At 72.5% G+C, this 25,121-nt stretch carries 19 protein-coding genes; 8 read left to right on the top strand and 11 right to left on the bottom strand.

Annotated features, from left to right (window positions below; all coding sequences use genetic code 11):
- Positions 1-44 precede the first annotated feature (44 nt).
- Entirely contained in the window at positions 45-1,049 is a 1,005-nt protein-coding gene (locus ACFCXS_RS10840; protein ID WP_376642925.1) for an aldo/keto reductase, read from the top strand.
- Between the two features lie 25 nt (positions 1,050-1,074).
- Positions 1,075-1,668, top strand: coding sequence for a TetR family transcriptional regulator (locus ACFCXS_RS10835; RefSeq protein ID WP_376642924.1), 594 nt, complete (start codon positions 1,075-1,077; stop codon positions 1,666-1,668).
- Positions 1,669-1,753: 85 nt separating this feature from the next.
- Here ACFCXS_RS10835 and ACFCXS_RS10830 read toward each other — a convergent pair whose 3' ends face one another.
- Together ACFCXS_RS10830 and ACFCXS_RS10825 are read right to left on the bottom strand one after the other, a co-directional pair.
- A complete protein-coding gene (locus tag ACFCXS_RS10830) occupies positions 1,754-1,960 on the bottom strand; it encodes a hypothetical protein (RefSeq protein WP_104780685.1) in 207 nt (68 codons plus the stop codon).
- Positions 1,961-2,075: 115 nt separating this feature from the next.
- Positions 2,076-3,521 (bottom strand): MFS transporter, encoded by a 1,446-nt coding sequence (locus ACFCXS_RS10825; protein WP_376642923.1) that lies wholly within the window; start codon positions 3,519-3,521, stop codon positions 2,076-2,078.
- Positions 3,522-3,623: 102 nt separating this feature from the next.
- Between ACFCXS_RS10825 and ACFCXS_RS10820 the strand changes: the two genes are divergently transcribed.
- The gene (locus ACFCXS_RS10820; protein WP_376642922.1) at positions 3,624-4,538 is read left to right on the top strand and encodes a helix-turn-helix transcriptional regulator; all 915 of its coding nucleotides are present in this window, start codon (positions 3,624-3,626) and stop codon (positions 4,536-4,538) included.
- Here the strand turns inward: ACFCXS_RS10820 and ACFCXS_RS10815 are convergent.
- Positions 4,470-6,194 carry a helix-turn-helix domain-containing protein gene (locus tag ACFCXS_RS10815; protein WP_376642921.1) on the bottom strand — a complete coding sequence of 575 codons (1,725 nt, stop codon included), beginning with the start codon at positions 6,192-6,194 and terminating at the stop codon, positions 4,470-4,472. The two genes, ACFCXS_RS10820 and ACFCXS_RS10815, sit on opposite strands and share 69 nt — an antisense overlap.
- A gap of 162 nt (positions 6,195-6,356) precedes the next feature.
- Between ACFCXS_RS10815 and ACFCXS_RS10810 the strand changes: the two genes are divergently transcribed.
- Positions 6,357-6,593 carry a hypothetical protein gene (locus ACFCXS_RS10810; protein WP_376642920.1) on the top strand — a complete coding sequence of 79 codons (237 nt, stop codon included), beginning with the start codon at positions 6,357-6,359 and terminating at the stop codon, positions 6,591-6,593.
- A gap of 14 nt (positions 6,594-6,607) precedes the next feature.
- Here ACFCXS_RS10810 and ACFCXS_RS10805 read toward each other — a convergent pair whose 3' ends face one another.
- Positions 6,608-8,053, bottom strand: a complete 1,446-nt coding sequence (locus ACFCXS_RS10805; protein ID WP_376642919.1) for an MFS transporter — start codon at positions 8,051-8,053, stop codon at positions 6,608-6,610.
- 78 nt (positions 8,054-8,131) lie between these two features.
- Here ACFCXS_RS10805 and dusB point away from each other — a divergent pair, with 78 nt between their 5' ends.
- Positions 8,132-9,265, top strand: coding sequence for a tRNA dihydrouridine synthase DusB (gene dusB / locus ACFCXS_RS10800; RefSeq protein ID WP_376642918.1), 1,134 nt, complete (start codon positions 8,132-8,134; stop codon positions 9,263-9,265).
- Between the two features lie 56 nt (positions 9,266-9,321).
- Here dusB and ACFCXS_RS10795 read toward each other — a convergent pair whose 3' ends face one another.
- The 3 genes from ACFCXS_RS10795 to ACFCXS_RS10785 all read right to left on the bottom strand — a co-directional run bounded on the left by ACFCXS_RS10795 (position 9,322) and on the right by ACFCXS_RS10785 (position 14,970).
- Complete coding sequence (locus tag ACFCXS_RS10795) at positions 9,322-11,418, bottom strand: sulfatase-like hydrolase/transferase (RefSeq protein WP_376642917.1); 2,097 nt, start codon at positions 11,416-11,418, stop codon at positions 9,322-9,324.
- Positions 11,419-11,569: 151 nt separating this feature from the next.
- Positions 11,570-13,507, bottom strand: coding sequence for a glycogen debranching N-terminal domain-containing protein (locus tag ACFCXS_RS10790; protein WP_376642916.1), 1,938 nt, complete (start codon positions 13,505-13,507; stop codon positions 11,570-11,572).
- Positions 13,504-14,970 carry a hypothetical protein gene (locus ACFCXS_RS10785; protein WP_376642915.1) on the bottom strand — a complete coding sequence of 489 codons (1,467 nt, stop codon included), beginning with the start codon at positions 14,968-14,970 and terminating at the stop codon, positions 13,504-13,506. Before ACFCXS_RS10785 ends, ACFCXS_RS10790 begins: the two co-directional genes overlap by 4 nt.
- 121 nt (positions 14,971-15,091) lie before the next feature.
- On the opposite strand from ACFCXS_RS10785, the gene ACFCXS_RS10780 reads away from it, so the two are divergent.
- Both ACFCXS_RS10780 and ppdK read left to right on the top strand, forming a co-directional pair.
- Complete coding sequence (locus ACFCXS_RS10780; RefSeq protein ID WP_376642914.1) at positions 15,092-16,318, top strand: ROK family protein; 1,227 nt, start codon at positions 15,092-15,094, stop codon at positions 16,316-16,318.
- A gap of 406 nt (positions 16,319-16,724) precedes the next feature.
- Entirely contained in the window at positions 16,725-19,472 is a 2,748-nt protein-coding gene (gene ppdK / locus ACFCXS_RS10775) for a pyruvate, phosphate dikinase (protein WP_376642913.1), read from the top strand.
- A 121-nt stretch (positions 19,473-19,593) separates the two neighbouring features.
- Here ppdK and ACFCXS_RS10770 read toward each other — a convergent pair whose 3' ends face one another.
- From ACFCXS_RS10770 to ACFCXS_RS10755, 4 genes are all read right to left on the bottom strand, one after another.
- Complete coding sequence (locus tag ACFCXS_RS10770; protein ID WP_376642912.1) at positions 19,594-20,112, bottom strand: NUDIX hydrolase; 519 nt, start codon at positions 20,110-20,112, stop codon at positions 19,594-19,596.
- A 115-nt stretch (positions 20,113-20,227) separates the two neighbouring features.
- Positions 20,228-21,385 (bottom strand): alkaline phosphatase PhoX, encoded by a 1,158-nt coding sequence (locus ACFCXS_RS10765; protein ID WP_376642911.1) that lies wholly within the window; start codon positions 21,383-21,385, stop codon positions 20,228-20,230.
- A 300-nt stretch (positions 21,386-21,685) separates the two neighbouring features.
- Positions 21,686-23,173: an ATP-binding protein gene (locus ACFCXS_RS10760; RefSeq protein WP_376642910.1), complete on the bottom strand. Its 1,488-nt coding sequence runs from the start codon at positions 23,171-23,173 to the stop codon at positions 21,686-21,688.
- Entirely contained in the window at positions 23,170-24,006 is an 837-nt protein-coding gene (locus tag ACFCXS_RS10755; protein ID WP_376642909.1) for a response regulator transcription factor, read from the bottom strand. Before ACFCXS_RS10755 ends, ACFCXS_RS10760 begins: the two co-directional genes overlap by 4 nt.
- 217 nt (positions 24,007-24,223) lie before the next feature.
- Between ACFCXS_RS10755 and ACFCXS_RS10750 the strand changes: the two genes are divergently transcribed.
- On the top strand, positions 24,224-24,829 hold the full coding sequence (locus ACFCXS_RS10750) for a carbonic anhydrase (RefSeq protein ID WP_376642908.1): 606 nt from the start codon (positions 24,224-24,226) through the stop codon (positions 24,827-24,829).
- Positions 24,830-25,121 lie beyond the last annotated feature (292 nt).

The raw sequence follows: 25,121 nt of genomic DNA, 5'->3' as shown, positions 1-25,121 counted from the left end.
GACAGATGTTGAAATCTGTCAGCTGTCATGGCATGGTGGAGGGCATGACGATGCGAACCCGACCCCTCGGAAGCACGGGCCCCCAGGTCTCCGCCCTCGGCCTCGGCTGCATGGGCATGTCCGCCCTGTACGGCGAGGCGGACCGGACCGAGTCCGTCGCGACGATCCACGCCGCGCTCGAAGCGGGCGTCACCCTGCTCGACACCGGCGACTTCTACGCCATGGGTCACAACGAGATGCTGATCGGCGAGGCCCTGCGCGCCGCCCCGGCGGCCCGGCGCGAACAGGCCCTGGTCAGCGTGAAGTTCGGCGCGCTGCGCGGCCCGGACGGCAGCTGGCTCGGCTACGACGGCCGCCCCGCCGCCGTGAAGAGCTTCGCCGCCTACTCCCTCCAGCGGCTCGGCGTCGACCACATCGACGTCTACCGCATCGCCCGCCTCGACCCGGACGTACCGATCGAGGAGACGGTCGGCGCCATAGCGGAACTCGTCGAGAAGGGCTACGTACGGCACATCGGCCTCAGCGAGGTCGGCGCCGGGACGATCCGCCGGGCGGCGGCCACCGCGCCCGTGTCCGACCTCCAGATCGAGTACTCCCTCATATCCCGCGGCATCGAGGACGAGATCCTGCCCACCGTCCGCGAGCTGGGGATCGGCATCACGGCGTACGGCGTGCTCTCCCGCGGCCTGATATCCGGCCACTTCACCGCGGACCGGCAGCTCGGCGCGGGTGACTTCCGGGCGATGTCGCCGCGCTTCCAGGGCGACAACCTCCAGCACAACCTGAACCTCGTCGAGGCCCTGCGGAAGATCGCCGAGCAGAAGGGCGTCAGCGTCGCGCAGATCGCGATCGCCTGGGTGCTCTCCCGCGGTGAGGACATCGTGCCCCTGGTCGGCGCCCGCCGCCGCGACCGGCTCACGGAGGCGCTGGGCGCGCTGGACGTGACACTGGAGCCGGCCGACCTGGCGGCGATCGAGGAGGCCGTGCCGGCCGGTGCCGCAGCGGGCGAGCGCTACCCGGCGGCCCAGATGGCACACGTCGAGAGCTGAACCGGGCTCCGGGTACGGTCAGGGCATGCCACCGACCAGCGAGACCCTGACCGCCGAGCGCATCCTGGAGGCCACCGAGGAGGTGCTGCGCCGGCACGGCCCCGCCAAGGCCACCGTGGTGGACGTGGCGCGTGCGCTCGGTGTCAGTCACGGCAGCGTCTACCGTCACTTCCGGACGAAGGCGGCTCTGCGCGAGGCGGTCACCAAGCGCTGGCTGGACCGCACCTCCGGGCAGCTGTCCGGGATCGTCGCCGCGGACCTCGTGCCGGAGGACCGGCTGCGGGACTGGCTCGCCGCGCTGTTCGCCGCCAAGCGACGCAAGGCGGGCGAGGACCCGGAGCTGTTCGCCACGTACATGGTCCTCACCGACGAGAACGGCACGGCGGTGGGCGAGCACATCACCGACCTGGAGGCGCAACTGACCCGCATCATCGAGGCCGGCGTCGAGGCGGGCGACTTCGCCGCCACCGACCCGGAGGCCTCGGCCCGTGCGGTCTTCCAGGCCACGGGCCGCTTCCACGACCCCTGTTACGCGAGGGAGTGGGAGGAGCCGGGCACCGAGGCCGACTTCGCGGCGGTGGTCGACCTGCTGGTGCAGGGGCTGCGGCGAGCGCCGTAGTCCCCGGCGCGCCGGCGGTCCGAGCCCGCCCTGCCCCGGAGCCCCGTAGTCCCCGGCGCGTCAGCTGCCCGAGCCGGTCCCGCCGCTAGGCCGCCGTCGGGTCCACGGTGGCCTGGTGGGCCTCCAGCAGGTGCTCCTCCGCCTTCAGCCAGGGCAGGAACTGGGCGCCTCTGTGCCAGCCGCAGGTGTCGCATCTGATCGTGCGCTGCACACCCGTCCGGTGCACCCGCACCACGTGCTCCCGGCCGTGCTGGTCCCACCGGCTGACCTTGCTCGTGTCGATCTGTGCCATGACGCCTCCCACGTCGAGAAACCCGCCGTCCCGATCCGCTCGCAGCAAGGAGTGTGCAGCAAAACCGGTATCAACGGGGTTTCCCCGCAAGACGGTTATCAGGCCGTGAGCGACCTCAGGCGACGGTGCGAGGCAGTCGCAGGCTCAGCAGACCGGTCAGCACGACACCGCAGATCTGCACCAGCAGGGTCGCGATCAGGGCGTCCCGCATGCCCATCCCCGGGACCAGGGACAGGAACAGCGTCCCCAGCGTCGCCACACCGAGGGTCATCGCCGACTGCTGGGTGGTGGTCATCACGCCGCCGCCGACCCCGGCGCGGGCGGGCGGCACCTCGGAGAGGATCACCCGGTAGATGACGGGGAGTTGCATCGCCTGTCCCGCACCGGCGACCACACCGCCGGGGAGCAGTTCGACGAAGCCGAGGTGCGGCCAGGACCACCGGGCGGCCAGCGCCATCAGGGTCAGGCCCGCCCCCTGGAGAACGGCACCGGCCGTCACCACGCGCGTGCCGTATCGGGCCACCAGGCGCGGGCCCAGCAGTGAGAACACGAAGAACACCACCGCCAGCGGCGCGAGCGCCAGGCCGGCCGCGACCGGACCCAGCCCGGCGCCCTGCTGCAGCGCCACCGCGATCACGAACATGAAGCCGCTGAAGCCGATCGAGAAGGGCAGCACCAGCAGCAGTCCGCGGCGCAGCGAGGTGAGCGCGAACAGGCTCGGCGGCACCAGCGGTGTACGGCCCTCGCGGTCGGCCCGCCGCTCCACCGCGTAGAACGCCGCCGCCGTGAAGGGGAACGCTCCCAGCGACAGCCACGTCCACAGCGGCCAGCCCGCCGCCCGGCCCTCGGTGAGCGGGAAGAGCAGCGTCAGGAGCGAGGCCGCGAGGAGGAACGTGCCCGGGACGTCGACCGGCTCGGGCCGCGGCGACCTGGTCTCGGGGACGGCACGGACGGCCAGGACCAGCCCGGCGAGCACCACCGGCACGTTGACGAGGAACACCGACCGCCAGCCGGTCCCCGCGATGTCGGCGGCCACCAGGACCCCGCCGAGGATCTGCCCGGCGACCATCGCCAGCCCGGCGGTCGCGCCGTACATGCCCATGGCCTTCGCCCGCCGGGGGCCGGTCGTGGTCGCCTGGATGGTGGCGAGCACCTGCGGCAGCATCGCGGCGGCCGAGGCGCCCTGCGCGACCCGGGCCGCGACCAGCGACCAGGCACCGGGCGCCAGTCCGCAGGCCAGCGAGGTCAGACCGAAGGCAGCCATCCCGGCGAGGAACAGCCGCCGCCGGCCGAACAGGTCGCCGAGCCTGCCTCCGAGGACCAGCAGGACGGCGTACGACACCCCGTACCCGGAGACGACGAGTTCGAGGACGGACTCGCTCGCGGCGAGGTCGGTACCGATGGTGGGCAGGGCGACGTTGACGATGAAGAAGTCGATGAGAGGGAGGGCGGCGCCCAGCAGCACCGTGAACAGCCCGGGGCCGCCGAGCGCGGGCGCGGAGCCGGGGGCAGGGGCCGTGGGTGAACGGACGGGGCGAGGGGCAAGGGATTCAGCGGTCACGGTCACGAGCCTGCGACGCCCCTCAGGCTGGTACCAGAGTGTCCTTGTCCTGGTAGTGGCACCACCTGGAAACAGGGTCCGGGCGGAGGCATGCTGGAGGGCATGACGACCATGGAACAGGAGACGACGGCCCGCGGACCCGAGGTGCCGTCCCCGCCCCGCGACGCCGAGGTGCGCCGGCACGAGCTGGCGGCCTTCCTGCGCAGCCGCCGGGAGCGGATCGCCCCCGAGCAGGTGGGGCTGCCCCGGGGCGCCCGGCGCCGCACCCCCGGACTGCGCCGGGAGGAGGTCGCCCAGCTCTCCGCGGTGGGCGTCACCTGGTACACGTGGCTGGAGCAGGCCCGGGACATCCAGGTCTCCGTCCAGGTCCTCGACGCGCTGGCCCGCGCGCTGCTGCTCGACCCGAGCGAACGCGCGCACCTCTTCCAGCTCGCCGGGGCGGCGGATCCGACCCCGTCGACCACGTGCCCCTCGGTCACCCCGGCGATGCGGGCGCTGCTGGAGCAGGTCGAGCCGTTCCCGGCGTGCCTGCAGAACAGCCGGTACGACATCCTCGCCCACAACCGCACGTACGGGCTGCTGCTGTGCGACCTGGACGCGGTCCCGCCCGAGGACCGCAACTGCATCCTCCTCTCCTACACGCACCCCGAGTGGCAGTCCTCGATCGTGCACCTGGAGGAGACCCAGCGCCTCATGGCGGCCCGCTTCCGCGCGACCATGGCCCGCCATCTCGCCGAACCGGCCTGGAAGACGCTCCTCAGCCGGCTGCACACGGAGTCCCCCGAGTTCCGCAGGGCATGGGACCGCCACGAAGTGGTCGCCCACCGCAGCAAACGCAAGGAGTTCCGCAACCGCCACGTGGGCCGCGTCACCGTCGACCACACGGACCTGTGGCTGACGCCCGGCGCGGGCCCCCGGATCGTCACCTACGTCCCGGCGGACGAGGAGTCACGCGAGCGGCTGGCGGATCTGCAGGCGATCGCCCTGTCCCGGCAGGCCGTTCACGCCGGCAGGTGACCGCCGGTCGGCGGTCGGCCGTCGGCCGTCTTCCGCACGACGGGGCCGTGCCCGGCCGTTGTGGAACTGCTTGAGGGCGTCCATGCGCAGACCGGCGTGCTCCGCGCGGTGTCTGACGAGCCGGATGCCGACGTTCTGCCGGGGCGCGCCGGGTGAGGGCACGAAACGGCGGAAGGTGTGGCAGGAGGCGTTCTCGGGCCGGTTGCGGAAACTGCCCCCGGCCAGACGGAGATCGTCCAGCGTGGGCTCGGAGCGGCGCAGGCCGCCCAGTCGCCACTCGACGATCTCGTGGACGTTGCCGCAGCAGTCGAACGCCCCCTCCGGTGAGCGGCCCGCGCGCAGCAGTTCCACCGGGCGGGCCTTCCCGGTCGCGCCGGGGAAACGGAGGTTGGCGTGTTCGGGAGTGGGCGGTTCGCCGCCCCACGGATAGGGGCGGTCGTCCGCCGCACAGCCGGACAGCGCCAGCCACTCCGCGGCCGTCGGCACGGCCCAGGTCCAGCCCCGGTCGAGGTGATGGTCGGTCGTGAGGAGGCAGCGCCCGACGAGTTGCTGGAGGAAGCGCCCCAGAGAGGCGCTCCGCTCGTCCGGGTGCCGGCCGAGCACATAGGGAAGGCGTGCGTCGTCACCCGCGGCCACCCGGTCCCGCCACAGGATCTCCAGGTCTCCGACGGTCAGGGGACGCCGCATCGCCTCGAACGAGTAGCCCGACTCGCCCCGCCCCGTGGAGACGGTCACCGGGCCCACCGGGACGACCGGTGGATCGAAGGAACGCGAGCCGTACGTGGGCAGCACCGGAAAGCTCGTGGCCCGGTGCTGCTCCCACGCCCGCCGCAGGCCCTGTCCCACGACGCCGTCCGCGGGGAAGGTGCCGAGGAGCCAGTCCATCACCCTCCGGCGGCGCTGGGGCCGGGACTCGGTCGCGTCGGCGATGTCCTGGACGATCCGCCGTGGGGGCCAGCCGCACCTGTCCAGGGTGTCCACCCTGAGCAGCAGGTCGAACAGCGTCTGCCACACCAGCCGCAGCTGCCTCAGGTGCTTGTCGTCCTGCTCGGCGACGAGCACTTTGGTCTGCTTGACCAGCCACTTGCGGGTCCCCTCGAACCGCTGGAGGACGAGGTCGGCGGCCACCAGCGCCCAGAAGCGCTCCGGTGAGCCGACCGGCACGGTGAGACCGTGGTACTCGGTCACGGCCTGCACCGTCACGAGGCCGTCGGTCAGATGTCCGACGACGGAGGGAAGACCGGTCAGGCCGTCCGGTGCCGCGCCGGGGGCCGGCGGCTGCGGGACACGGCGCAGGAGGCCTTCGGCGTACGGGCTGCGGTCGTAGTACCTCACCCACGGCCGGAGCCTCACGGTGACGTCCGCGTCCGGGACCGGGTGCGCGGGTGCCGGCGTTCCGCCGCGCCTGACACGTCTGAGCGCCTCCGCCCAGGCCTCCGGGTCCCCGCCGCACGCGGCGGCGAAGAGCTTCAGGGAGGCTGCGCGGGGCAGCGACCGGCCCGCGCACATGCCGTGGACGGTGGAGGTGGACAGCCCCGTCTGCGTGGCCACCCGGTCGTAGCTGAGGCCCGTCCGCTGGAACAACTCCATCAGGCCGTGGGCCAGTTGGGCCCGGGTCTCGACGGCTGCCGGATCGGGTGGCTCGGTGGGCACCATGCCTGCTCCTTCGGATGCCGTTCGGTTTCCTTCGGAAACGTACGGAATCGTCGACGGGCCGGGAGGCGTCTTCGCACACGCTCCCGACGTCATGATGCAACCGAACGGCGGCTCCCCGCAGGGTGGTTGCAGGATCGCCCCGGACCCTCAAGGAGCCAGACCATGTCCGCAGCCTCAGCCCGGAATCCGAACGGTCAGCCAGGACGGCCCCCGTCCCGGGAACGCGGCCTCTTCACCCTGCGCACGGTCGTGGTGTGTCTGGGCGCCCTGTTCATCGGGACACTGGCCGGTGCCCTGGCCTACGCCGAGAGCGGCTCCTGGCCCCATGCCCTGACGACCGTGCTGGGTTTCACCGGCGGTGCGCTCATGGGGCTGCACCAGATCGTCGACCGGCCGTGAGAGGTGCCCTCGGCTCAGACCTTGACCCCGGCGGCGTCCCGCACCTCCGACGACTCCAGCCTCGCGGCGGCCCGTTCGGCCGTGCCCCGGGCCCACCGGCCGTTCGTCACCGCTCCCAGTGCCAGCACCGCGAACCCGCACACCGCGAGGATCCACCACCCGGGCCGCGCCGCGGACACGAAGGTGTCCCGGTAGGAGGACGCGCCGACACCCGAGGCGAGCACCGCGCCCACCACGGCCACCCCCAGCGTCTGCCCGAGCTGCCGGCTCGTGGAGGCGACCGCCGCGGCGACGCCCGCCTGGGCGCGCGGCATGCCGGAGACGGCCGTGTTGGTGATGGGCGCGTTGACGAACCCGAAGCCGATGCCGAAGAGGACGTAGCCGGCGAAGAGCGTCACGTTCGAGGTCTCCGCCTCGAACGCGGCGAACAGGACACCGCTCGTCGTCATCGCGAACCCCGCGATCAGCAGCGGCAGGCGGGGTCCGCGCGTGCCCACCAGGCGGCCCGACAGCGGCGCGCACAGGAACGTGGGGACGGCCATCGGCAGCATCCACAACCCCGCCTCCAGGGCGGACAGGCCGCGGACGTTCTGCAGGTACAGCGTCGACAGGAACAGGAAGCCGCCGAGCGCGGCGAACGCGCTGATCGCGATGACCGTCGCCCCGCTGAACGGCGCCGAGCGGAAGAAGCGCAGGTCGATCAGCGGTTCCTTGCGCCGAGGCTCGTAGAGGAGCAGCCCGGCGAGGGCGGCCAGGGCGATGACGGCCAGTGGCGCGATGGACCGGAACGGCGTGCTCGGCGCCTCGATGATCGCGTACGTCAGCGAGCCGAACAGGGCGATCACCAGCACCTGCCCGACGGGATCGGGGCGGCGGGCGCGAGGGGCACGGGACTCGGGGACGAAGCGCAGGGTGAGCAGCAGGGCCGCCAGACCCACCGGCAGATTGATCCAGAAGATGGAGCGCCAGCCGACGGAGTCGACGAGGAGGCCCCCGACCAGCGGACCCGCGGCCATCGATATGCCGACGACCGCGCCCCACACACCGATCGCCCGGGCCCGCTCGCGCGGGTCGGTGAACGTGTTGGTGATGATCGACATGGCGACCGGGTTCAGCATCGAGCCGCCCACCGCCTGCACCATCCGGAACGCCACCAGCGCTTCCAGGTCGGGCGCGAGGGAGCACAGCACCGAGCCGACGGTGAAGACGACCAGGCCGGCCATGAAGACCCGCTTGCGGCCGATCCGGTCGGCCGTGGAGCCCGCGAGCATCAGCAGCGAGGCCAGGACCAGGGTGTACGCGTCGATCGTCCACTGCAGACCCGACGTACTGGCGTGCAGGTCCTGCTGCATGGACGGCAGGGCCACGTTGAGGACCGTGTTGTCGAGGCTCACGATCAGCAGGCTCATGCAACAGATCGCGAGCACCAGCATGCGGCGGCGGTGACTGAGCTCGGGCATGCGCTCCATCGTACGCCGACATCGATAGTGTGGCTAACTAATGAAGTGTGCCGTCTCATCGCACGGCACAATGGAGGCATGTCCACGCCCCTCCAGATCGGCCCGCACACCGTCCGGCCCCCTGTCGTCCTGGCCCCCATGGCCGGGATCACCAACGCACCCTTCCGCACCCTGTGCAGAGAGTTCAGCGGCGGCAAGGGCCTGTTCGTCAGCGAGATGATCACCACCCGGGCGCTGGTCGAACGCAACGAGAAGACCATGCAGCTGATCCACTTCGACGCGACGGAGACGCCGCGCTCGATCCAGCTGTACGGCGTGGACCCCGCGACCGTCGGCAAGGCCGTCCGCATGATCGCGGAGGAGGACCTCGCCGACCACATCGACCTCAACTTCGGCTGCCCCGTGCCGAAGGTCACCCGCAAGGGCGGCGGCTCCGCGCTGCCGTACAAGCGGAACCTGCTGCGGGCCATCCTGCGCGAGGCCGTCAGCGGCGCGGGCGACCTGCCCGTGACGATGAAGATGCGCAAGGGCATCGACGACGACCACATCACCTTCCTCGACGCCGGCCGGATCGCCGTCGAGGAGGGCGTCACCGCCATCGCCCTGCACGGCCGCACCGCCGCCCAGCACTACGGCGGAACCGCCGACTGGGACGCCATCGCCCGGCTGAAGGAGCACGTGCCGGAGATCCCGGTGCTCGGCAACGGCGACATCTGGGCCGCCGAGGACGCCCTGCGGATGGTGCGCGAGACCGGCTGCGACGGTGTGGTCGTGGGCCGCGGCTGCCTGGGGCGGCCCTGGCTCTTCTCCGACCTGGTCGCCGCCTTCGAGGGCCGTACCGAGGACATCGCCCGCCCCGCCCTGCGCGAGGTCGCCGACGTCATGGTCCGGCACGCCACCCTGCTCGGCGAGTGGATCGGCGACGAGACCAAGGGCGTCGTCGACTTCCGCAAGCACGTCGCCTGGTACCTGAAGGGCTTCGCGGTCGGCTCCGAGATGCGGGGGCGCCTCGCGATCACCTCGTCCCTGGAGGAGCTGCGCTCCGGCCTGGACGAGCTGGACCTCGACCAGCCCTGGCCCGCCGGCGCCGACGGGCCCCGGGGCCGTACGTCCGGCAACAACCGCGTGGTGCTGCCGGACGGCTGGCTGAAGGACCCCTACGACTGCGCCGGGGTCGGGGAGGACGCCGAGCTGGACACGTCCGGCGGCTGAAGCGGCCCTTCGACGGGGGCGCGGCTGATCAGCCGTTCATCGGGGGCGCGGCTGAGTCAGCCCTTCGACGGGTGCGGTGTCGAGCCGAACGCCTTCAGGAAGCGGTCGCGGAAGGAGCTCATCTTCCACACGGGCGCGTCCCGGCCGGGCTTGAGGCCCTCCGTCCAGTTCCAGTCGGCGACCTTGTCCAGGACCTTCGGGTCCTTCGCGACGATCGACACCGGCACGTCCCGGGAGGCGTGGTTCCCGCTGACCCGGGCGATGGGCTGGTGGTCGCCGAGGAACACCAGCACGGTGTCGTCGGTGCCGTAGCGCCGAAGCCACTGGGTGAGGCTGGTCACCGAGTACTGGATGGACTTGCCGTACTCCTCGCGGGACTTGGTGGTGTCGGTGATGACGTCCGACGCCTTGTTGCCGGCCTTCTGGATGGCGTCGAAGACCGAGCCGTCGCCGAGTTCGTCCCAGCCGACCGTCTTGGGGATGGGCGCCCAGGGCTGGTGGCTGGAGGTCAGGATGACGAACGACATCAGCGGCTTGTCCCGCTTCTTTCCGTGCACCTGGCGCTGGAACGCCTCCAGCGCGTACTGGTCGGGCATCGTCGACCAGCTGAACTTCGGGCCTTTGTACCCCAGGTCGAAGGCGTCGTAGAGCTTGTCGAGGCCGTACCACTTCTCCTCCGGCCAGCCCTTCTGCACGCCCGGCATGACGCCGACCGTGTCCCAGGCGCCGGTCTTCTGGAAGGCCTTGGTGAGGGTGAGGTGGTCCCCGGCGCTGACCGTGCGGTAGCGCCGCTGGTTGTCGATCCACAGGCCGGACATGGTCGTGGAGTGGCCGAGCCAGCTGCTGCCGCCGTACGTCGCCGAGGTCAGCCAGCCGCTGCGGGCGTCGAAGCCGGCCTTCTTCAGGGCCTCGGTGCTTGAGTCCAGGGTGCGGTCGACGCCGGGGGCCATGATCGGGTCCTCGACGGCGCTGCGGCCGTAGCTCTCGATGAACGTGAAGATCACGTCCTTGCCGCGCAGGTCGGGCAGCAGCTCAGCGGGCGGGGTGTTGCCGAAGGTGTCCGCCTTGGACTGCCGCACGAACGCCGCCTCGTCCCGCAGCGACTCCACAGTCCGCTGGGCGTGCACCTTGAGGGCCCCGGCGCCGCGCTCGGAGGCGATCGGCCCGCCGAACAGCGTCAGGCCCAGCGCGGAGCAGGCGACCCAGACGGTGCCCGCGATCAGGGCGCCCTTGGACGCCCGCAGCCGGTGGCGTGCCAGCACGCCGGCCAGCCGGATCGACGCCGCGATCATGACGGCCGCCACGAGCAGCACGAGCAGCACCGCGCCGACGGCGGCGGCGGTCGCGACGCCACCGCCGAGCGTGTCCTCCACGTACGCCTGCGCGTCGGGCAGCAGGTCCCAGTCCAGCGCGGCGTTGAAGCCCCGGCCCAGGTACTCGTTGAACCCCATGTCGAACAGGTTCACCGTGGTCAGGACGGTGAGGCCGAGCCCGTACAGCACCGCCGCCACCAGCCGGGGCCGACGCGGCAGCGCCAGGACGACGACGGCCCCGAGGACCGCCTCCGCCGGGATCCGCGCGAAACTGACCGCCTTCAGGGCGGGGAGCGTGTTGGGCAGGAGCAGGGCGCCGAGGACCAGGACCGCGGCGAGCGCCGTGGTGGCCGGACGGAGAGCGCGGGCGGCCCGGGGGTGGCGGGTGCGCCAGGTACGCCGGGTACGGAGGCGGGCCGGAAGGAGACCGCGGGTGGCCCGTGCGGTGGCCGGGGCGCGACCGGTCGCCTCCGCGCCTCCCGGCTCGCCCTCCCCCTGCTCCCCACCCGCCGACGCGACACCGGCCTCCGCCGCGCCCTCGGCTTCGCCTGCCACCTGCGCCGTGTCGTCGGCGTCGCCCGTGACCTGCGCCGTGTCGTCGGCGTCGCCCGTGACCTTCGCCGGGCCCTCGGCGTCGGCCGCGTTCTCGGCTTCGCCTTTGACCTTCGCCGCGCCCTCGGCCTTCGCTGTGCCCTCGGCGTCGCCCGTGACCTTCGCCGGGCCCTCGGCGTCCGTCGTGCCCTCAGCCGCGCTCTCGGCCCCCGCCGCGTCCTCGGTCTTGGCCTCGGGTGGGCCGTCGCCCGGGTGCGACGACTCGCTGAAGCGTGTGAAGACAGGCACCCGGAGGTCCTTCCGTGCGGAACCGGTGAGGCGGCGGACCCGCGAGGGGGTGCGGGTCCGCCACCGTTCCGTACGGGGTGTCCCTCGGGTGCGTTCAGCCCGCCGGGCCAGCGCTCGGCAAACACCCGGCAAACGGCGGGCCAACCCGCCCTCAGACCACCCCGACCGCCGTGAGCAGCGCCAACGGGGCCGACGCCGAGCGGGATTCCCGCACGCACGCGTGCGGGTACGGCACCGGCTCCGGGTGCGTGTCGCGGCCGTAGCCCGCGAGGACCTCCGGGAGCCGGTGGCCGGTCGCGCCCGCCGCGTCGACCAGGCCGTGGGCGATCGCGCGGGCCTCGTCGTGCAGCCCGTAGCGTGCCAGGCCCAGGGCGATCAGCGCGTTGTCGTGCGGCCAGACCGAGCCTCGGTGGTAGGAGAGCGGGTGGTACGCCGGCTGCCCGGCGGCCAGGGTGCGCACGCCCCAGCCGGAGAAGAAGTCCGCCTCGAGGAGCCGCCGGCCGACGAGTTCGCCGTACTCCTTGTCCAGCAGCCCCGACCAGAGCAGGTGCCCGGCGTCGGAGGCCAGCGCGTCGACTTGCTTGCCCCGGCCGTCGAGCGCGAGGGCCGGGAAGGAACGCTCCGGCATCCAGAAGTCCCGCTGGAAGCGTTCGCGCAGGTCACCGGCCGTCTGCTCCAGCAGGTGCGCGTACGTGGTGTCCTGCCACACCGTGCGGGCGAGGCCGGCCGTGCGGCGCAGGGCGTCGTAGGCGTAGCCCTGGGCGCCCGCCGCCGTCACCGGCCCGTGCGGGCGGGTGCCTTCGGCGGAGCAGATGGCGCCGGGGGAGTCCTTCCAGTTCTGGTTGGCGAGGCCGCCCTGGTCGGCGCGGTAGACGAGGTAGCCGCGTGAGGTCAGGCCGCCGTGGTCGAGCATCCAGGTGATCGCGGCCCGGGCGTGGGGTTCGAGGCGGCGGGCCGGGCCGGTGTCGCCGGTGTGCTCGGTGTACGCGCCGAGCAGGACGAGGAAGAGCGGCGTGGCGTCGACGGAACCGTAGTAGCGGCCGTAGGGGACCTGGCCGAAGTGGGCCAGTTCGCCGTGCCGCACCTCGTGCACGATCTTGCCGGGCTGGGCGATCCCGTCGGGGCCGGTCCCGGTGGCCTGGGTCGCGGCGAGCGCGGGCAGGGTGGCGGCGGCCAGACCCGGCCGGTAGGGCAGGGCGAACAGCGAGGTCAGCAGGGCGTCCCGGCCGAGCAGTGTCAGGAACCAGGGGGCGCCGGCGGCGGGGACGCGCACGTCCTCGCCGTCCGGGCCGGTGGCCGGGACCTGGAGGGCGGCGAGGTCGGCGAGCCCCCGGGTGCACGCGGCGGCCAGCTCGGGCCAGCCGGCCGGGAAGGCCACGTCCCGGACGAACTCGTCCTCCCGGGCACGCAGTTGCTCCTGGGCGGCGGCGGGGGAGCGGGGGACGCGCAGAGCGCGCCGGTCGCCGTGCGGGCGGGCCATGACCCGCAGGGTCAGCTCGGCCGTGCCGTGCGGCGCGAGGTCCAGGGTCCACGCCAGGCGGCGGGCGCCGGTGCCGGTCTCCTCCACGGCGTCCGGCCGGGGGTCGGCCGTCACGGTCGTGACGGACCGCCATTCGCCGCGCCGGTAGACGAACTCCACGCCGTGTGCGAGCACGTGGCGGGAGCGGACGGCGCCCGCCTTCGTGTAGGTGCGGTGGTCCGAGCGCAGTTCGAACTGGTCGGTGAAGTCGGCGTCGGCGGTGACCGCGAGGTGGACCGTCGTCGGCACCGGCCGGTTGCTGGTGACGCGCAGCGACTCCACGAAGGAGGAGTCCCCGACGGCCTGCTCGCGGAAGAGCGTGTACGCGGGCGGTTCGTCGCGGCCGCCGCGCGGGACGAGCACACAGCGCGCGGTGTCCCCGTCTGCCACCGGGGTCAGCGTGTCGGGCACCGCCCCGTCGACGGTGAGCTGCCACCGGCTCAGATGCCGGGCGTCCCGTACGAACATGCCGTCCGGGGCGCTTCCGCCCCGGTAGCCGCTGATGTCGCCGCGATCGCCGACGGCGGCGAACGTCCGGCCGTGCACGAGCAGATGATGCCGGTCCGTCATGCCGGGTCCTCTCCCTTGATCGCCGTGAGGCCGTTCCTGCCCCGTGCGGGCCGGTCGTGCAGCAGGTCGAGCGTGAGCGCGGCGGTCCAGCCGAAACCGGTGGCGCCGCAGGCCTGTGCCGTGTACGGGTCGACGTACTCCGCGAACCCGGAGGCGCCGGCGGCGTGCAGCATGCCCTTGCGCAGGGCGTCGGCCCGGCCGCGCTCGCCGTGCAGCCGCAGCCCGCGCTCCAGCAGCCAGTTGGTGTTGAACCAGGCCGGTCCGCGCCAGTAGCGGTGCGGGTCGAAGGCCTCGCCGAGCAGGTCGTAGCTCGGGACCAGGCGGGTCGTGCCGCCGAGGCCGAAGTGCGGACCGCAGGCCGTGCGGACCAGGGTGGCCGCGAGGTCGCGGGGGAGGGCGGGGAGCAGCAGGGGGACGAGCCCGGAGACGCCCCGCTCGGGGATCAGCTCCCCGGCACGCACGTCCCGGCACAGGAACATCCCCGCCGCCGGATCGAACAGCCGCTCCACGAGCGTGGCGGTCAGCCGCTCGGCGCGGCCGAGCCGGGGCGGGTCCGCCGTGCCCAGCTCCCGCTCGATCCGGGCCAGGGCGTACTCGGAGGCGATGAGCAGGGCGTTGAACGCCGGGTCCTCGACCGCGAAATCGCCCGGCCCTGTCCCGCCGCCGCCCTCGGCCGTGGCCCCGCGGGCCGTCCCGGCGACTCCGGCGTCGGCGTAACCGCGGTCCCGGTAGTCGGCCGCCAGCCGCACGTACCGCCCGTAGTCCAGATCCGTCGGCCGGTCCTCCGGGGCGCCGTGGTCGAGGTCGGCGCGGCGGAAGGAGCGGGCCGGGGCGGGGGTGACGCGGGACAACGGGCGGTCCCAGCAGGGGCTGTTGTCCATACCCTGTTCCCAGGGGTGCACGACGGACACCAGCCCGTCCCCGCCGAGGTCGCGACGGTGCAGGAGGTAGTCGTGCCAGGCGGCCAGCCGGGGGTAGGCCCGGGTGAGGAAGCCGCGCGCCCTGGACAGGCCGGGGTCGGCGAGGTGCACCAGCCACGCGGCCAGGGCGTGGACGGGCGGCTGCACGATCCCGGAGGTCTGTACGGTGCGCGGCGCTCCGGCGGCGCGCCCGGCGGTCGACGAACGCCAGAAGTCCGGGCTCGGGAAGTACGCGTCGAGGGGGACGGAGGGGTTGAAGACGATGTGCGGGACGCGCCCGTCCGCCCACTGGGCCGCCAGCAGCGTCTCCAGTTCCGTCTGCGCCCGTAACGGCGAGAGGTGCCGGAGGCCGATCGCGATGAACGCCGAGTCCCACGACCACTGGTGCGGATACAGGCCGCGCGAGGGCACGGTGGACCGGCCGGTCCAGTTGCCCTCCAGGACCTGTGCGGCCCTGACGTGCAGGGACGGCGGCGCGGCGGCCGGATCGTATGCGATCTCGCGTCCTGCGGGACGCGTGGTGAGCTGGGCGATGCGATCCACTCGGGGCTCTCCCAAAGACGTACTCCTGGCCAGGATCGGCAGGAGCTACCGTAGGGTTACGTCTATTTAACACGCAAAACCCAATATGTAATGCAGGGTTGGGAAACACAAGGGGGTGTACATGACCGGACAGGCCGGGAGAACCGGACGGGGCGCGGGTCAGGCGAGCGCCGGCGATCTGCTCGAACTGGTGCGCAGTCGCCGTGCCGTGACCCGGGGTGCGCTGCAGCAGGCGACCGGACTGTCCCGGGCCACCGTCGGGCAGCGGCTGGACCGGCTCTTCCGCGCGGGCTGGCTGCGCGAGGGCGCCGGGGGGCCGGTGGACTCGCCGCTGGGCGGGCGGCCCTCCATCACCCTGGAGTTCGACGACGAGCACGCGGTGGTCCTGGCCGCCGACCTCGACACCCGGCACGCCCGGGCGGCGGTCCTGTCGCTGTCCGGCGAGATCCTCGCCGAGCACTCCGGCACCCTCGTCGTGGACGACGGGCCGGACACCGTCCTCGGTGAACTCGGCCGCTGGTTCGCCGAGTTGCTGGAGAAGGCCGGACACGGCGCGGAGGCGGTCTGCGGGGTCGGGCTCGCGGTGCCGGGCCCGGTCGACACCGAGACCGGCCGCGTCGTCCAGCCGCCGATCATGCCCGGCTGGGACGGCTACGACATAAGGGGCCGGCTGTCCCGGGCGCTCACCGAGCACGCGGGCGCCGCCGGGGTGCCGGTGCTGGTGGACAACGACGCCAACCTCATGGCGTACGGCGAACAGCGCACCGCCTACCCCGGCTGCTCCGCCTTCGTGCTGGTCAAGGTCTCCACCGGCATCGGCGCCGGGGTCGTGGTGGACGGCTCGGTGTTCCGGGGCGTCGACGGCGGCGCCGGCGACATCGGGCACATCCGGGTGCCGGAGGGCGCCGGGGCGCTGTGCCGGTGCGGTTCCTACGGCTGCCTGGCCGCCGTCGCGAGCGGTGGGGCCGTGGCCCGGCGGCTGGCGGAGGCCGGGGTGCCGGCGTCCTCCGGCTCGGACGTACGGGATCTGCTGGCGGCCGGGCATCCCGAGGCGGTCGGACTCGCCCGGGAGGCCGGGCGCCGCGTCGGGGACGTCCTCGCGACCGTCGTGACACTGCTCAACCCCGGTGTCCTGATGATCGCCGGGGATCTGGCCGGAACCGCCTTCCTGACAGGCGTGCGGGAGCTGCTGTACCAGCGGGCGCTGCCCCGCTCCACCGCCCACCTGGACGTGGTCACCGCACGGCTGGGCGAGCGGGCCGCGCTGGTCGGGGCCGGAGCGATGGTCGTGGAGCACCTCTACGCGCCCGAGCGGGCCGAGGAGCGGCTGCGCGCGCTCGGGGTGTGACGGCCTGCTCCACGGTCCCGGAACACGTCCGCATGGTGAAATCCCGGCGCCTGTGGCAGCGTGATTCTCGCCACCCCTGATAAGGGTCGCGCTCAGATGAGCGGATCTTGAGCGGCTGCACTTTTCAAAGGGTGGCACTGAGTGCCACCCTTTGATCGTTCATCGAGCGAAATCAAATGTGCGGAAACTCCGCTCATGTGAGCGCTCAGAGGGCTTCAGGGAGGCTCTTGCGTTCAAGAAGTGAAAACATGCGGCTGCGATCGCTTGCCCAGCCTTGACTTTCGATCCGCTGGCGGACGAGTGGTTACAGGCGCATGACGCACAAGTGGACGTACCCAGACGCCTTTGATCTGGGTATGTTCCTGCCCGTCAGGGCAGCCACCGCGTCCTCGAGGAGTCGAGACCCGTGTCGGAAAACAAAGATCTCCCGGTAGCCGAGCAGGCCGCGAGCGTTGAGGGCGTGAAGTTCGTCTACGACTTCACCGAGGGCAACAAGGACCTCAAGGACCTCCTCGGTGGCAAGGGCGCGAACCTCGCCGAGATGACGAACCTGGGCCTTCCGGTCCCGCCCGGGTTCACCATCACCACCGAGGCCTGCAAGGTCTACCTCGACAGCGGTGACGAACCGGCGGCACTGCGTGACGAGGTGAGCGCCCACCTCGACGCCCTCGAGGCCCGCATGGGCAAGAAGCTCGGCCAGGCCGACGACCCGCTGCTGGTGTCGGTGCGCTCGGGCGCCAAGTTCTCCATGCCCGGCATGATGGACACCGTCCTCAACATCGGCCTCTCCGACAAGTCGGTGCAGGGCCTCGCCAAGCAGGCCGGCGACGACCGGTTCGCCTGGGACTCCTACCGCCGCCTCATCCAGATGTTCGGCAAGACCGTCCTGGGCGTCGACGGGGAGCTGTTCGAGGACGCGCTGGAGGCGGCCAAGGCGGCCAAGAAGGTCACGGTCGACACCGAGCTGGAGGCCGCCGACCTCAAGAAGCTCGTCACCAAGTTCAAGAAGATCGTCAAGACCGAGGCCGGCCGGGACTTCCCGCAGAGCCCGCGCGAGCAGATGGACCTCGCCATCCACGCGGTCTTCGACTCCTGGAACACCGACCGCGCCAAGCTCTACCGCCGCCAGGAGCGCATCCCCGGCGACCTCGGCACCGCGGTCAACGTCTGCTCCATGGTCTTCGGCAACCTCGGCCCCGACTCCGGCACCGGCGTCGCCTTCACCCGCGACCCCGCCTCCGGCCACCAGGGCGTCTACGGCGACTACCTGCAGAACGCCCAGGGCGAGGACGTCGTCGCGGGCATCCGCAACACCGTGCCGCTCGCCGAGCTGGAGCAGATCGACAAGAAGTCGTACGACCAGCTGATGCAGATCATGGAGACGCTGGAGAACCACTACAAGGACCTCTGCGACATCGAGTTCACCATCGAACGCGGTGTGCTGTGGATGCTCCAGACCCGCGTCGGCAAGCGCACCGCGGGTGCCGCCTTCCGCATCGCGACGCAGCTGGTGGACCAGGGCCTGATCGACGAGGCCGAGGCGCTCACCCGCGTCAACGGCGCCCAGCTCGCGCAGCTGATGTTCCCGCGCTTCGACGAGGACGCGAAGGTCTCGCAGGTGGGCCGCGGCATCGCCGCCTCCCCGGGCGCGGCCGTCGGCAAGGCCGTCTTCGACTCCTACACGGCCGTCAAGTGGTCGCGTTCCGGCGAGAAGGTCATCCTGATCCGCCGTGAGACCAACCCCGACGACCTGGACGGCATGATCGCCGCCGAGGGCATCCTGACCTCCCGCGGCGGCAAGACCTCCCACGCGGCCGTCGTCGCGCGCGGCATGGGCAAGACCTGTGTCTGCGGCGCCGAGGAGCTGGAGGTCGACACCAAGCGCCGCCGGATGACCGTCCCGGGCGGGCACGTCGTCGAGGAGGGCGACGTCGTCTCCATCGACGGCTCCTCCGGCAAGGTCTACCTCGGTGAGGTCCCCGTCGTGCCGTCGCCGGTCGTCGAGTACTTCGAGGGCCGGATGCACCCGGGCGCCGACGACGCCGACGAGCTGGTCGAGGCCGTCCACCGCATGATGGCCTTCGCCGACCGCAAGCGCCGGCTGCGGGTGCGGGCCAACGCCGACAACGCCGAGGACGCGCTGCGCGCCCGCCGCTTCGGCGCCCAGGGCATCGGCCTGTGCCGCACCGAGCACATGTTCCTCGGCGACCGGCGCGAGCTGGTGGAACGGCTGATCCTCGCCGACACGGACGCCGAGCGCGAGGAGTCCCTCAAGCAGCTGCTGCCGCTCCAGAAGCAGGACTTCGTGCAGCTCTTCGAGTCGATGGACGGCCTGCCGGTCACCATCCGCCTCCTGGACCCGCCGCTGCACGAGTTCCTCCCGGACATCACCGAGCTCTCCGTCCGCGTGGCTCTCGCCGAGTCCCGCCAGGAGCCGCACGAGAACGAGCTGCGCCTGCTCCAGGCGGTCCACCGCCTGCACGAGCAGAACCCGATGCTGGGTCTGCGCGGTGTGCGCCTCGGCCTGGTCATCCCCGGCCTGTTCACCATGCAGGTCCGGGCGATCGCCGAGGCCGCGGCCGAGCGCAAGGCCGCCAAGGGCGACCCGCGCGCCGAGATCATGATCCCGCTCGTGGGCACGGTGCAGGAGCTGGAGATCGTCCGCGAGGAGGCCGACGCGGTCATCGCCGAGGTCGAGGCGGCCTCCGGTGCGCAGCTGAAGCTGTCCATCGGCACGATGATCGAGCTGCCGCGCGCCGCGCTGACCGCCGGTCAGATCGCCGAGGCCGCGCAGTTCTTCTCCTTCGGCACGAACGACCTCACCCAGACGGTGTGGGGCTTCAGCCGGGACGACGTGGAGGCCTCGTTCTTCACGGCGTACCTTGAGAAGGGCATCTTCGGCGTCTCCCCGTTCGAGACGATCGACAAGGACGGCGTCGGCTCGCTGGTGAAGCTGGCCGCCGAGGCCGGCCGTGAGACCCGCCCCGACCTCAAGCTCGGCGTCTGCGGCGAGCACGGCGGCGACCCGGAGTCGGTCCACTTCTTCCACGAGGTCGGACTCGACTACGTCTCCTGCTCCCCGTTCCGCATCCCCGTGGCCCGCCTGGAAGCGGGCCGGGCGGCGGTCCAGTCCCAGGGCAGCGACCACCGCTGACCCGGGGGCAGAGAACCCGGAGCCGTCGGCGGTCCCCGACCCTCACCGATCGCGGCGGCTCCGGAGCACGAGGCGAAGGGGCGGCACCTGTGCGGAGGTGCCGCCCCTTCGGCGTACCCGCCTAGCCGGGGAGCCCCTCCCGCAGGCATACGACGGTGCCGGTCCGGGCCGCGGTCAGCAGTGCGGTGAGGGTGGGCAGCCCGGTCGCCAGCGGGGTGGATTCCAGGTCGGCGAGGGCGAGGAAACCGTGGTGGTCGTGCTCCGAGCTGCGCCGCACGGGCTGCCCGGCGGGGAGCCGGCCACCGTGGAAGTAGAAGTCGATCACCGGCCCCGTCTCCAGCACGTCGGCCCGGTGGTCGTACCCGAGGAACCGCAGGTCCTCCTCCAGGACGATGCCGGTCTCCTCGTGCAGCTCCCGGCGTGCGGCCCCGACGGGGTCCTCGCCGTGGTCGAGCATGCCGCCCGGCAGCCCCCAGAGGCCCGCGGCGGGCAGACCCCCGGCGTAACGCAGCAGCAGGATCCGGTCCTCGTCGTCGAGCAGCAGGACGCAGGACGCGACGATGGTCTGCGGCAGTGTCTTGACCCACTCGGCACGGGGCAGCACACCCGGCGCGTCCGGGACGGGCACGGTCGTGTCCACGGTGGTGTTCCTTCCGTCGGCTGGGCGGCCCGCTGCGAACCGCCCAACCGGTGGAACGGCCGGACCCGCCGATGGTCACCGGCGGGCCCCGCTCAGGTGAAGCACGCGCCCCCCGTCACGACCGGAACGGGCCCGACACCTCGTACGTGATGCCGCCCGAGGAGCTGCCGCCGGTGCCGCGCTGGCTGGAGAAGTACAGGCGGGTGCCGTCCGGGGAGAAGGCCGGCCCGGTGATCTCCGACGCGGACTGGCCGTCGACGCGCAGGAACGAGGCGACGACGTCGTCCGGGGTGATGACGCAGATCTCCATGGTGCCGCCGTCCTCGGCGACGAAGAGGTCACCGGAGGAGGTGCCGGTGATGTTGTCGACGCCGGTGAGGGGCGCCGTGCCGTTCACGAGGGAGTCGTCGTAGGCCAGTTCGTACGTGTTGTTCAGCAGGTTGAGCTGCCAGACACGGTTGTCGCCCTTGGTCGTGAACCAGACGGTGTCGTTCGCGTAGTGGCAGCCCTCGCCGCCGTTGAAGGACTTCGAGCCGGAGACCTGGGAGCGGGTGGCGGTGGGGGAGCCGTCCGGGTCGGGGACGTCGGCCCAGGTGAAGGAGCCGCTCGTGGCGCTGCCCGCGACCATCACCTGGAGCCTGCCGGACGCCAGGTCGCCCCAGGACGTCGGGACGAAGCGGTAGAAGCGGCCGTCCGTCTCGTCCTCGGTCAGGTAGACCACCTTGCGCACCGGGTCGGCCGCCGCCGCCTCGTGCTTGAAGCGGCCCATCGCCGCCCGCTGCACCGCCGCTTTCGTGCCCCACGGGTCGGTCTCGTAGACGAAGCCGAGTGACACCTCCTCGCAGGACAGCCAGGTGTTCCACGGTGTCTTGCCGCCCGCGCAGTTCTGCCGCGTGCCCGACAGGATGCGGTACGCGCCGGTGATCGCGCCCGTCGAGGAGAACTGCACGGCGCTCGCGCCGCCCGAGGGGTTGATCTCGGAGTTGGAGACGTAGATCCAGCCCGTGCCGTCGGCGTAACAGGCGCCGCCGTCAGGGGCGTTGTGCCAGGTGTACGACGTGCTCCCGACTCGCCGGCCCGAGCGGGCGATCACCCGGCTCGTGAAGTCGGCGGGGAGCCTGATGCCGTTGGCGTCCGGCGAGCCCGGCGGCCCGTAGGGGCCGGCGCCGGGCTGGGCCGGGGCCGCGTACGCGGCGCCGCGCCACAGGGTTCCGCCCAGAGCGGCCGATGTGCCGCCGAGGACGGCCGCACGCAGAAGGCTACGACGTTCCACTCTCACTCCAGAGGTGGCGTACCGCCCCGCCGCCGGTCGACGGCAGGGTCGTGCGTGGGGGAGGTGCACAGGACGCTGTGGCCTGCCGTTCGGATCATGTTGACCCGGCCGAGAGGCGCGGTCGCTCTCGGGCGACGTGATCCGAACGACAGACCCTAAAGGTGCCGGGTTGACGGAGCATGGCCAACTCGTGGCCGTGGGACGGCCTGCCGGGCGCCGACGCCTGCGCGCCGGCGCTGTGCCGGTCGGCCGGGTCATGTCGTGGGGGCCCGGCGCCGCGGGGACCGCGCACGCCGTCGGTTACGCCCGCAGGGCCGGTGCCTCTCGTTTCGGCCTCCTCGGGCGGTCGCCGCCCGGCCCCGGACCGGACTCGCCCGCCGGCCGCGCGGACGGCAGCCGGATCACCACGTCCAGGCCGCCGGTCGCCGCCGCGCGCAGGGCCGCCTCGCCACCGCTGGCGTGGGCGAGGCGCTGCACCAGGGCGAGGCCCAGCCCCGTGCCCCCCTTGGGAGCGTCCGGGGCACGCCAGAAACGGTCGAAGGCGCGGGTGCGCTGCTCCTCCGTCATGCCCGGCCCCTCGTCGGTGACGTGCAGGTCGACCCAGCGGGGCCTGCCGTCGCGCAGCGCCCGCCGCGGCGGGGCCTGCAACCGCGGCTCGATGGTGACGGTGCTGCCCGCCGGGGATGCCCGCAGGGCGTTGGACAGCAGGTTGTCCATGATCTGCTCGACGGCTCCGGGCACCGCGAGCACCGGGCCCACGCTCCCCGCGAAGAGCACGAGGGAGACGCCCTCGCGCGCGAAGAGGGGCTGCCACGTCCGGTGCCGCTCCGCGCAGACCGTGCCCAGGTCGACGGTGGCGGGAATGGCGGCGTGCTCCTCCAGCCGGGCCATGGCCAGCAGGTGCCCGACCATCCGGGCCAGCCGGTCCGTCTCCGTGACGGCGGCCGTGAGGCTGCCCCGGGCCCGGGCGGCGATGTCCGGCTCCAGGTTCTCCAGGCGCAGCCGCAGCGCCGCCAGGGGTGTCTTCAGCTGGTGCGAGGCCTCGCCGGCGAACGCCCGCTGGGACGCCAGCAGATGGGCGAGCCGGGCGGCGGTGTGGTTGAACGCGGCAGCGAGACTGCGGACCTCCGGCGGCCCCTTCGTGATCGTCACCGGGGCGAACCGGCCACCCTCGGCCAAGTCGTGCGTGGCCTGCTCCAGTTCGCGGATGGGGCGGCCCGCCCAGCGGGCGAAGGCGAACCCGACCACGGCGACCGCCGTCAGCACGGCCAGTCCGCCCAGCACCAGCAGCAGCCACACATGGTGGACCCGCTCGTGCACCGTCCGGGTGGGCACCGTCAGCCACACCGCGCCCGCCGGCCGCGCCTCCTGGCCGACCGGCGCCGCCACGGACAGGTACTCGACCCCGCCGATCGTGGAGGTACGGACGTCCACCGTCGACGTGCCCCGCAGCGCGGCCGCGATGCCCGGCCGTGCGGCCAGGTCGCCGAAGGCTCCGGCGTCCACCGGGTGCGAGGTGGCGAGGGGCACGCCCGAGGCGTCGACGATCACCACCTTCCCGCCGATGCGCTCCGCGCAGTGCGCCGCCCGCGTGGGCAGGTCCCGCTCGGCCCGGCCCGCCGCGAGGGACAGTGCGGCGTACGCGGAGACCGACTCGGCCTCGTCCTTCGCCGCGTTGACGACCCGCTCCCGCTCGCCGCGCGAGTAGACGAAGCCCAGCGGGATCTCCAGGCAGAGCAGCACCAGCGCCGCGAGGCTGAGATAGCTGAGCAGCAGCCGGCGGGTCACGGAGAGGCCACCTGCGCGGTCGGCCCCGTGTGCGCCGACAGCCGGAAACCGACGCCCCGCAGCGTCCTGATCCACGCCGGATGCCCCAACTTGCGGCGCAGCGCGGCCACATGGACGTCCAGGGTCTTGGTCGGGCCGTCGTAGTGCGGGTCCCAGACGCGGTCGAGGATCTGCTGCCGTGAGTAGACCGCGCCCGGGTCCTCGCTGAGCAGCGCCAGCAGGTCGAACTCCTTGGGCGTGAGCAGGACGGGGGCGTCACCGACCCAGACCTGGCGGGTGCGGCGGTCCACGACCAGCGGGCCGGGGTCGTGCGGCGGGTCGGGGGAGGGGTCGTACGAGGTGGTCGCGGGAGGTTCGTAGGACAGTGCCGGGGCCGGCTCGGGGGCGGGCACCGGGGCCGGCTCGTACGGCGGCGGTTCGGGGGTGCCCCGCGTGCCCGGAGCGGGACCGGTGCCCTCGGGGAACGCCTGGTGGGTGCGTTGTGTGCGGCGGGTCACGGCACGGACCCGGGCGACCAGTTCGCGCACACTGAAAGGTTTCGCCAGGTAGTCGTCGGCGCCGAGCTCCAGCCCCAGGACGCGGTCCGCCTCCTCGCCGCGTGCGCTGAGGATGACGATGGGGACGTCCGAGACCTGCCGGATACCGCGGCAGACGTCGATGCCGTCCATGTCCGGCAGCCCCAGGTCGAGCAGGACCACGTCGTTGTACGGACCTCTCAGGCCGTCCGTCCCGGTGGCGACGTGGTCGACCGTCAGCCCGAAGTGGCCGAGCCCTTCGGTGAGCGGCTCGGCGATCGTCTCGTCGTCTTCGATGAGCAGCACTCGTAGGCCCATACGTCCTGTCTCTCCGTGAAACCGGCATGAATCCGGGCAGCGTCAATTCGCATTCCCTGCCGCGGAGTTCACACGCTACAAGAAGACGCCGCGTCTGGGAATGAGGGCAAAGAATGTTCAATTGCTGTCCGGGCTCTGGGCTTTGCTTAACCTTCCTCTGTAGGTCGGCCGTCTACGGTGGGGTGCATCGGATGAAAACCCAGCTCAGGAGAGTACGTTGAAGGCTTTGCTGGACCGTGCCCGTGCGTTCAGGACGCGTCCCGATTTCGACAGCGGCGAATTCCGGAAACTGGCTGAAGGGCAATATCCGCAGGCGTTGTTCATTACCTGCTCGGACTCGCGGGTCATACCCGCGATGATCACCGGTGCGCGACCCGGGGAGATATTCGAGCTCCGGAACGCGGGAAACATCGTGCCGCCCTACGGACGGCCCGGGGCCTGTGGAGAGGCGGCCACCATCGAGTACGCACTGGAGGTGCTCGGGGTTCAGGACATCGTGGTGTGCGGTCACTCACACTGCGGTGCGATGGGGGCGCTGAAGTCCGGCGACGACCTGTCGGCACTGCCCGGCGTGGACGCCTGGCTGGGCATCGCGCGCCCCGAGCTGACCTCGGTACTGCAGACCGCGCCGGACGACCCGTCCCTGCCGGAGGTCTCCCAGGGCAACGTCGTCAACCAGCTGACCGCCCTGAGGAGTTACCCGGTGGTACGGCAACGCCTCGACTCGGGCCGGCTCCGGCTGCACGGCTGGTACTACGAGGTCGACACCGGGTTCGTGTACGAACTCGGCGACGAAGGCGACTTCCGGGTGCACGCCGCGTGAGCGGGGCGCATGCCCGGGGGCGGACCTGGGGAGGCCCGGGGGGCGGGCGCTACGGGGGGCCGCCGGGCGGTGAGGGCGGCCGGCAGGGGGGCGGGCCGCCACCGGGGGGCGACGCCGAGTGGGGGACGGGTTCCCTGAGGGATACGGGGGGTTGGCCCGGGGGAGGCCCGGCCGGGGGCGTGGGGGACTGGTCGACGGTCGGTGGGGCGAGGAGCGGGGGGCCGGGTGAGTCCTGGGCAGGCGCCGGGGGAGGCGGGCCGGACGGCTGGGGGACCGTGCCCGGCGTGGACAT

Source organism: Streptomyces sp. NPDC056373, assembly GCF_042262425.1.
Taxonomy (GTDB): Bacteria; Actinomycetota; Actinomycetes; order Streptomycetales; family Streptomycetaceae; genus Streptomyces.
This window is presented reverse-complemented; position numbering and strand designations above follow the sequence as displayed.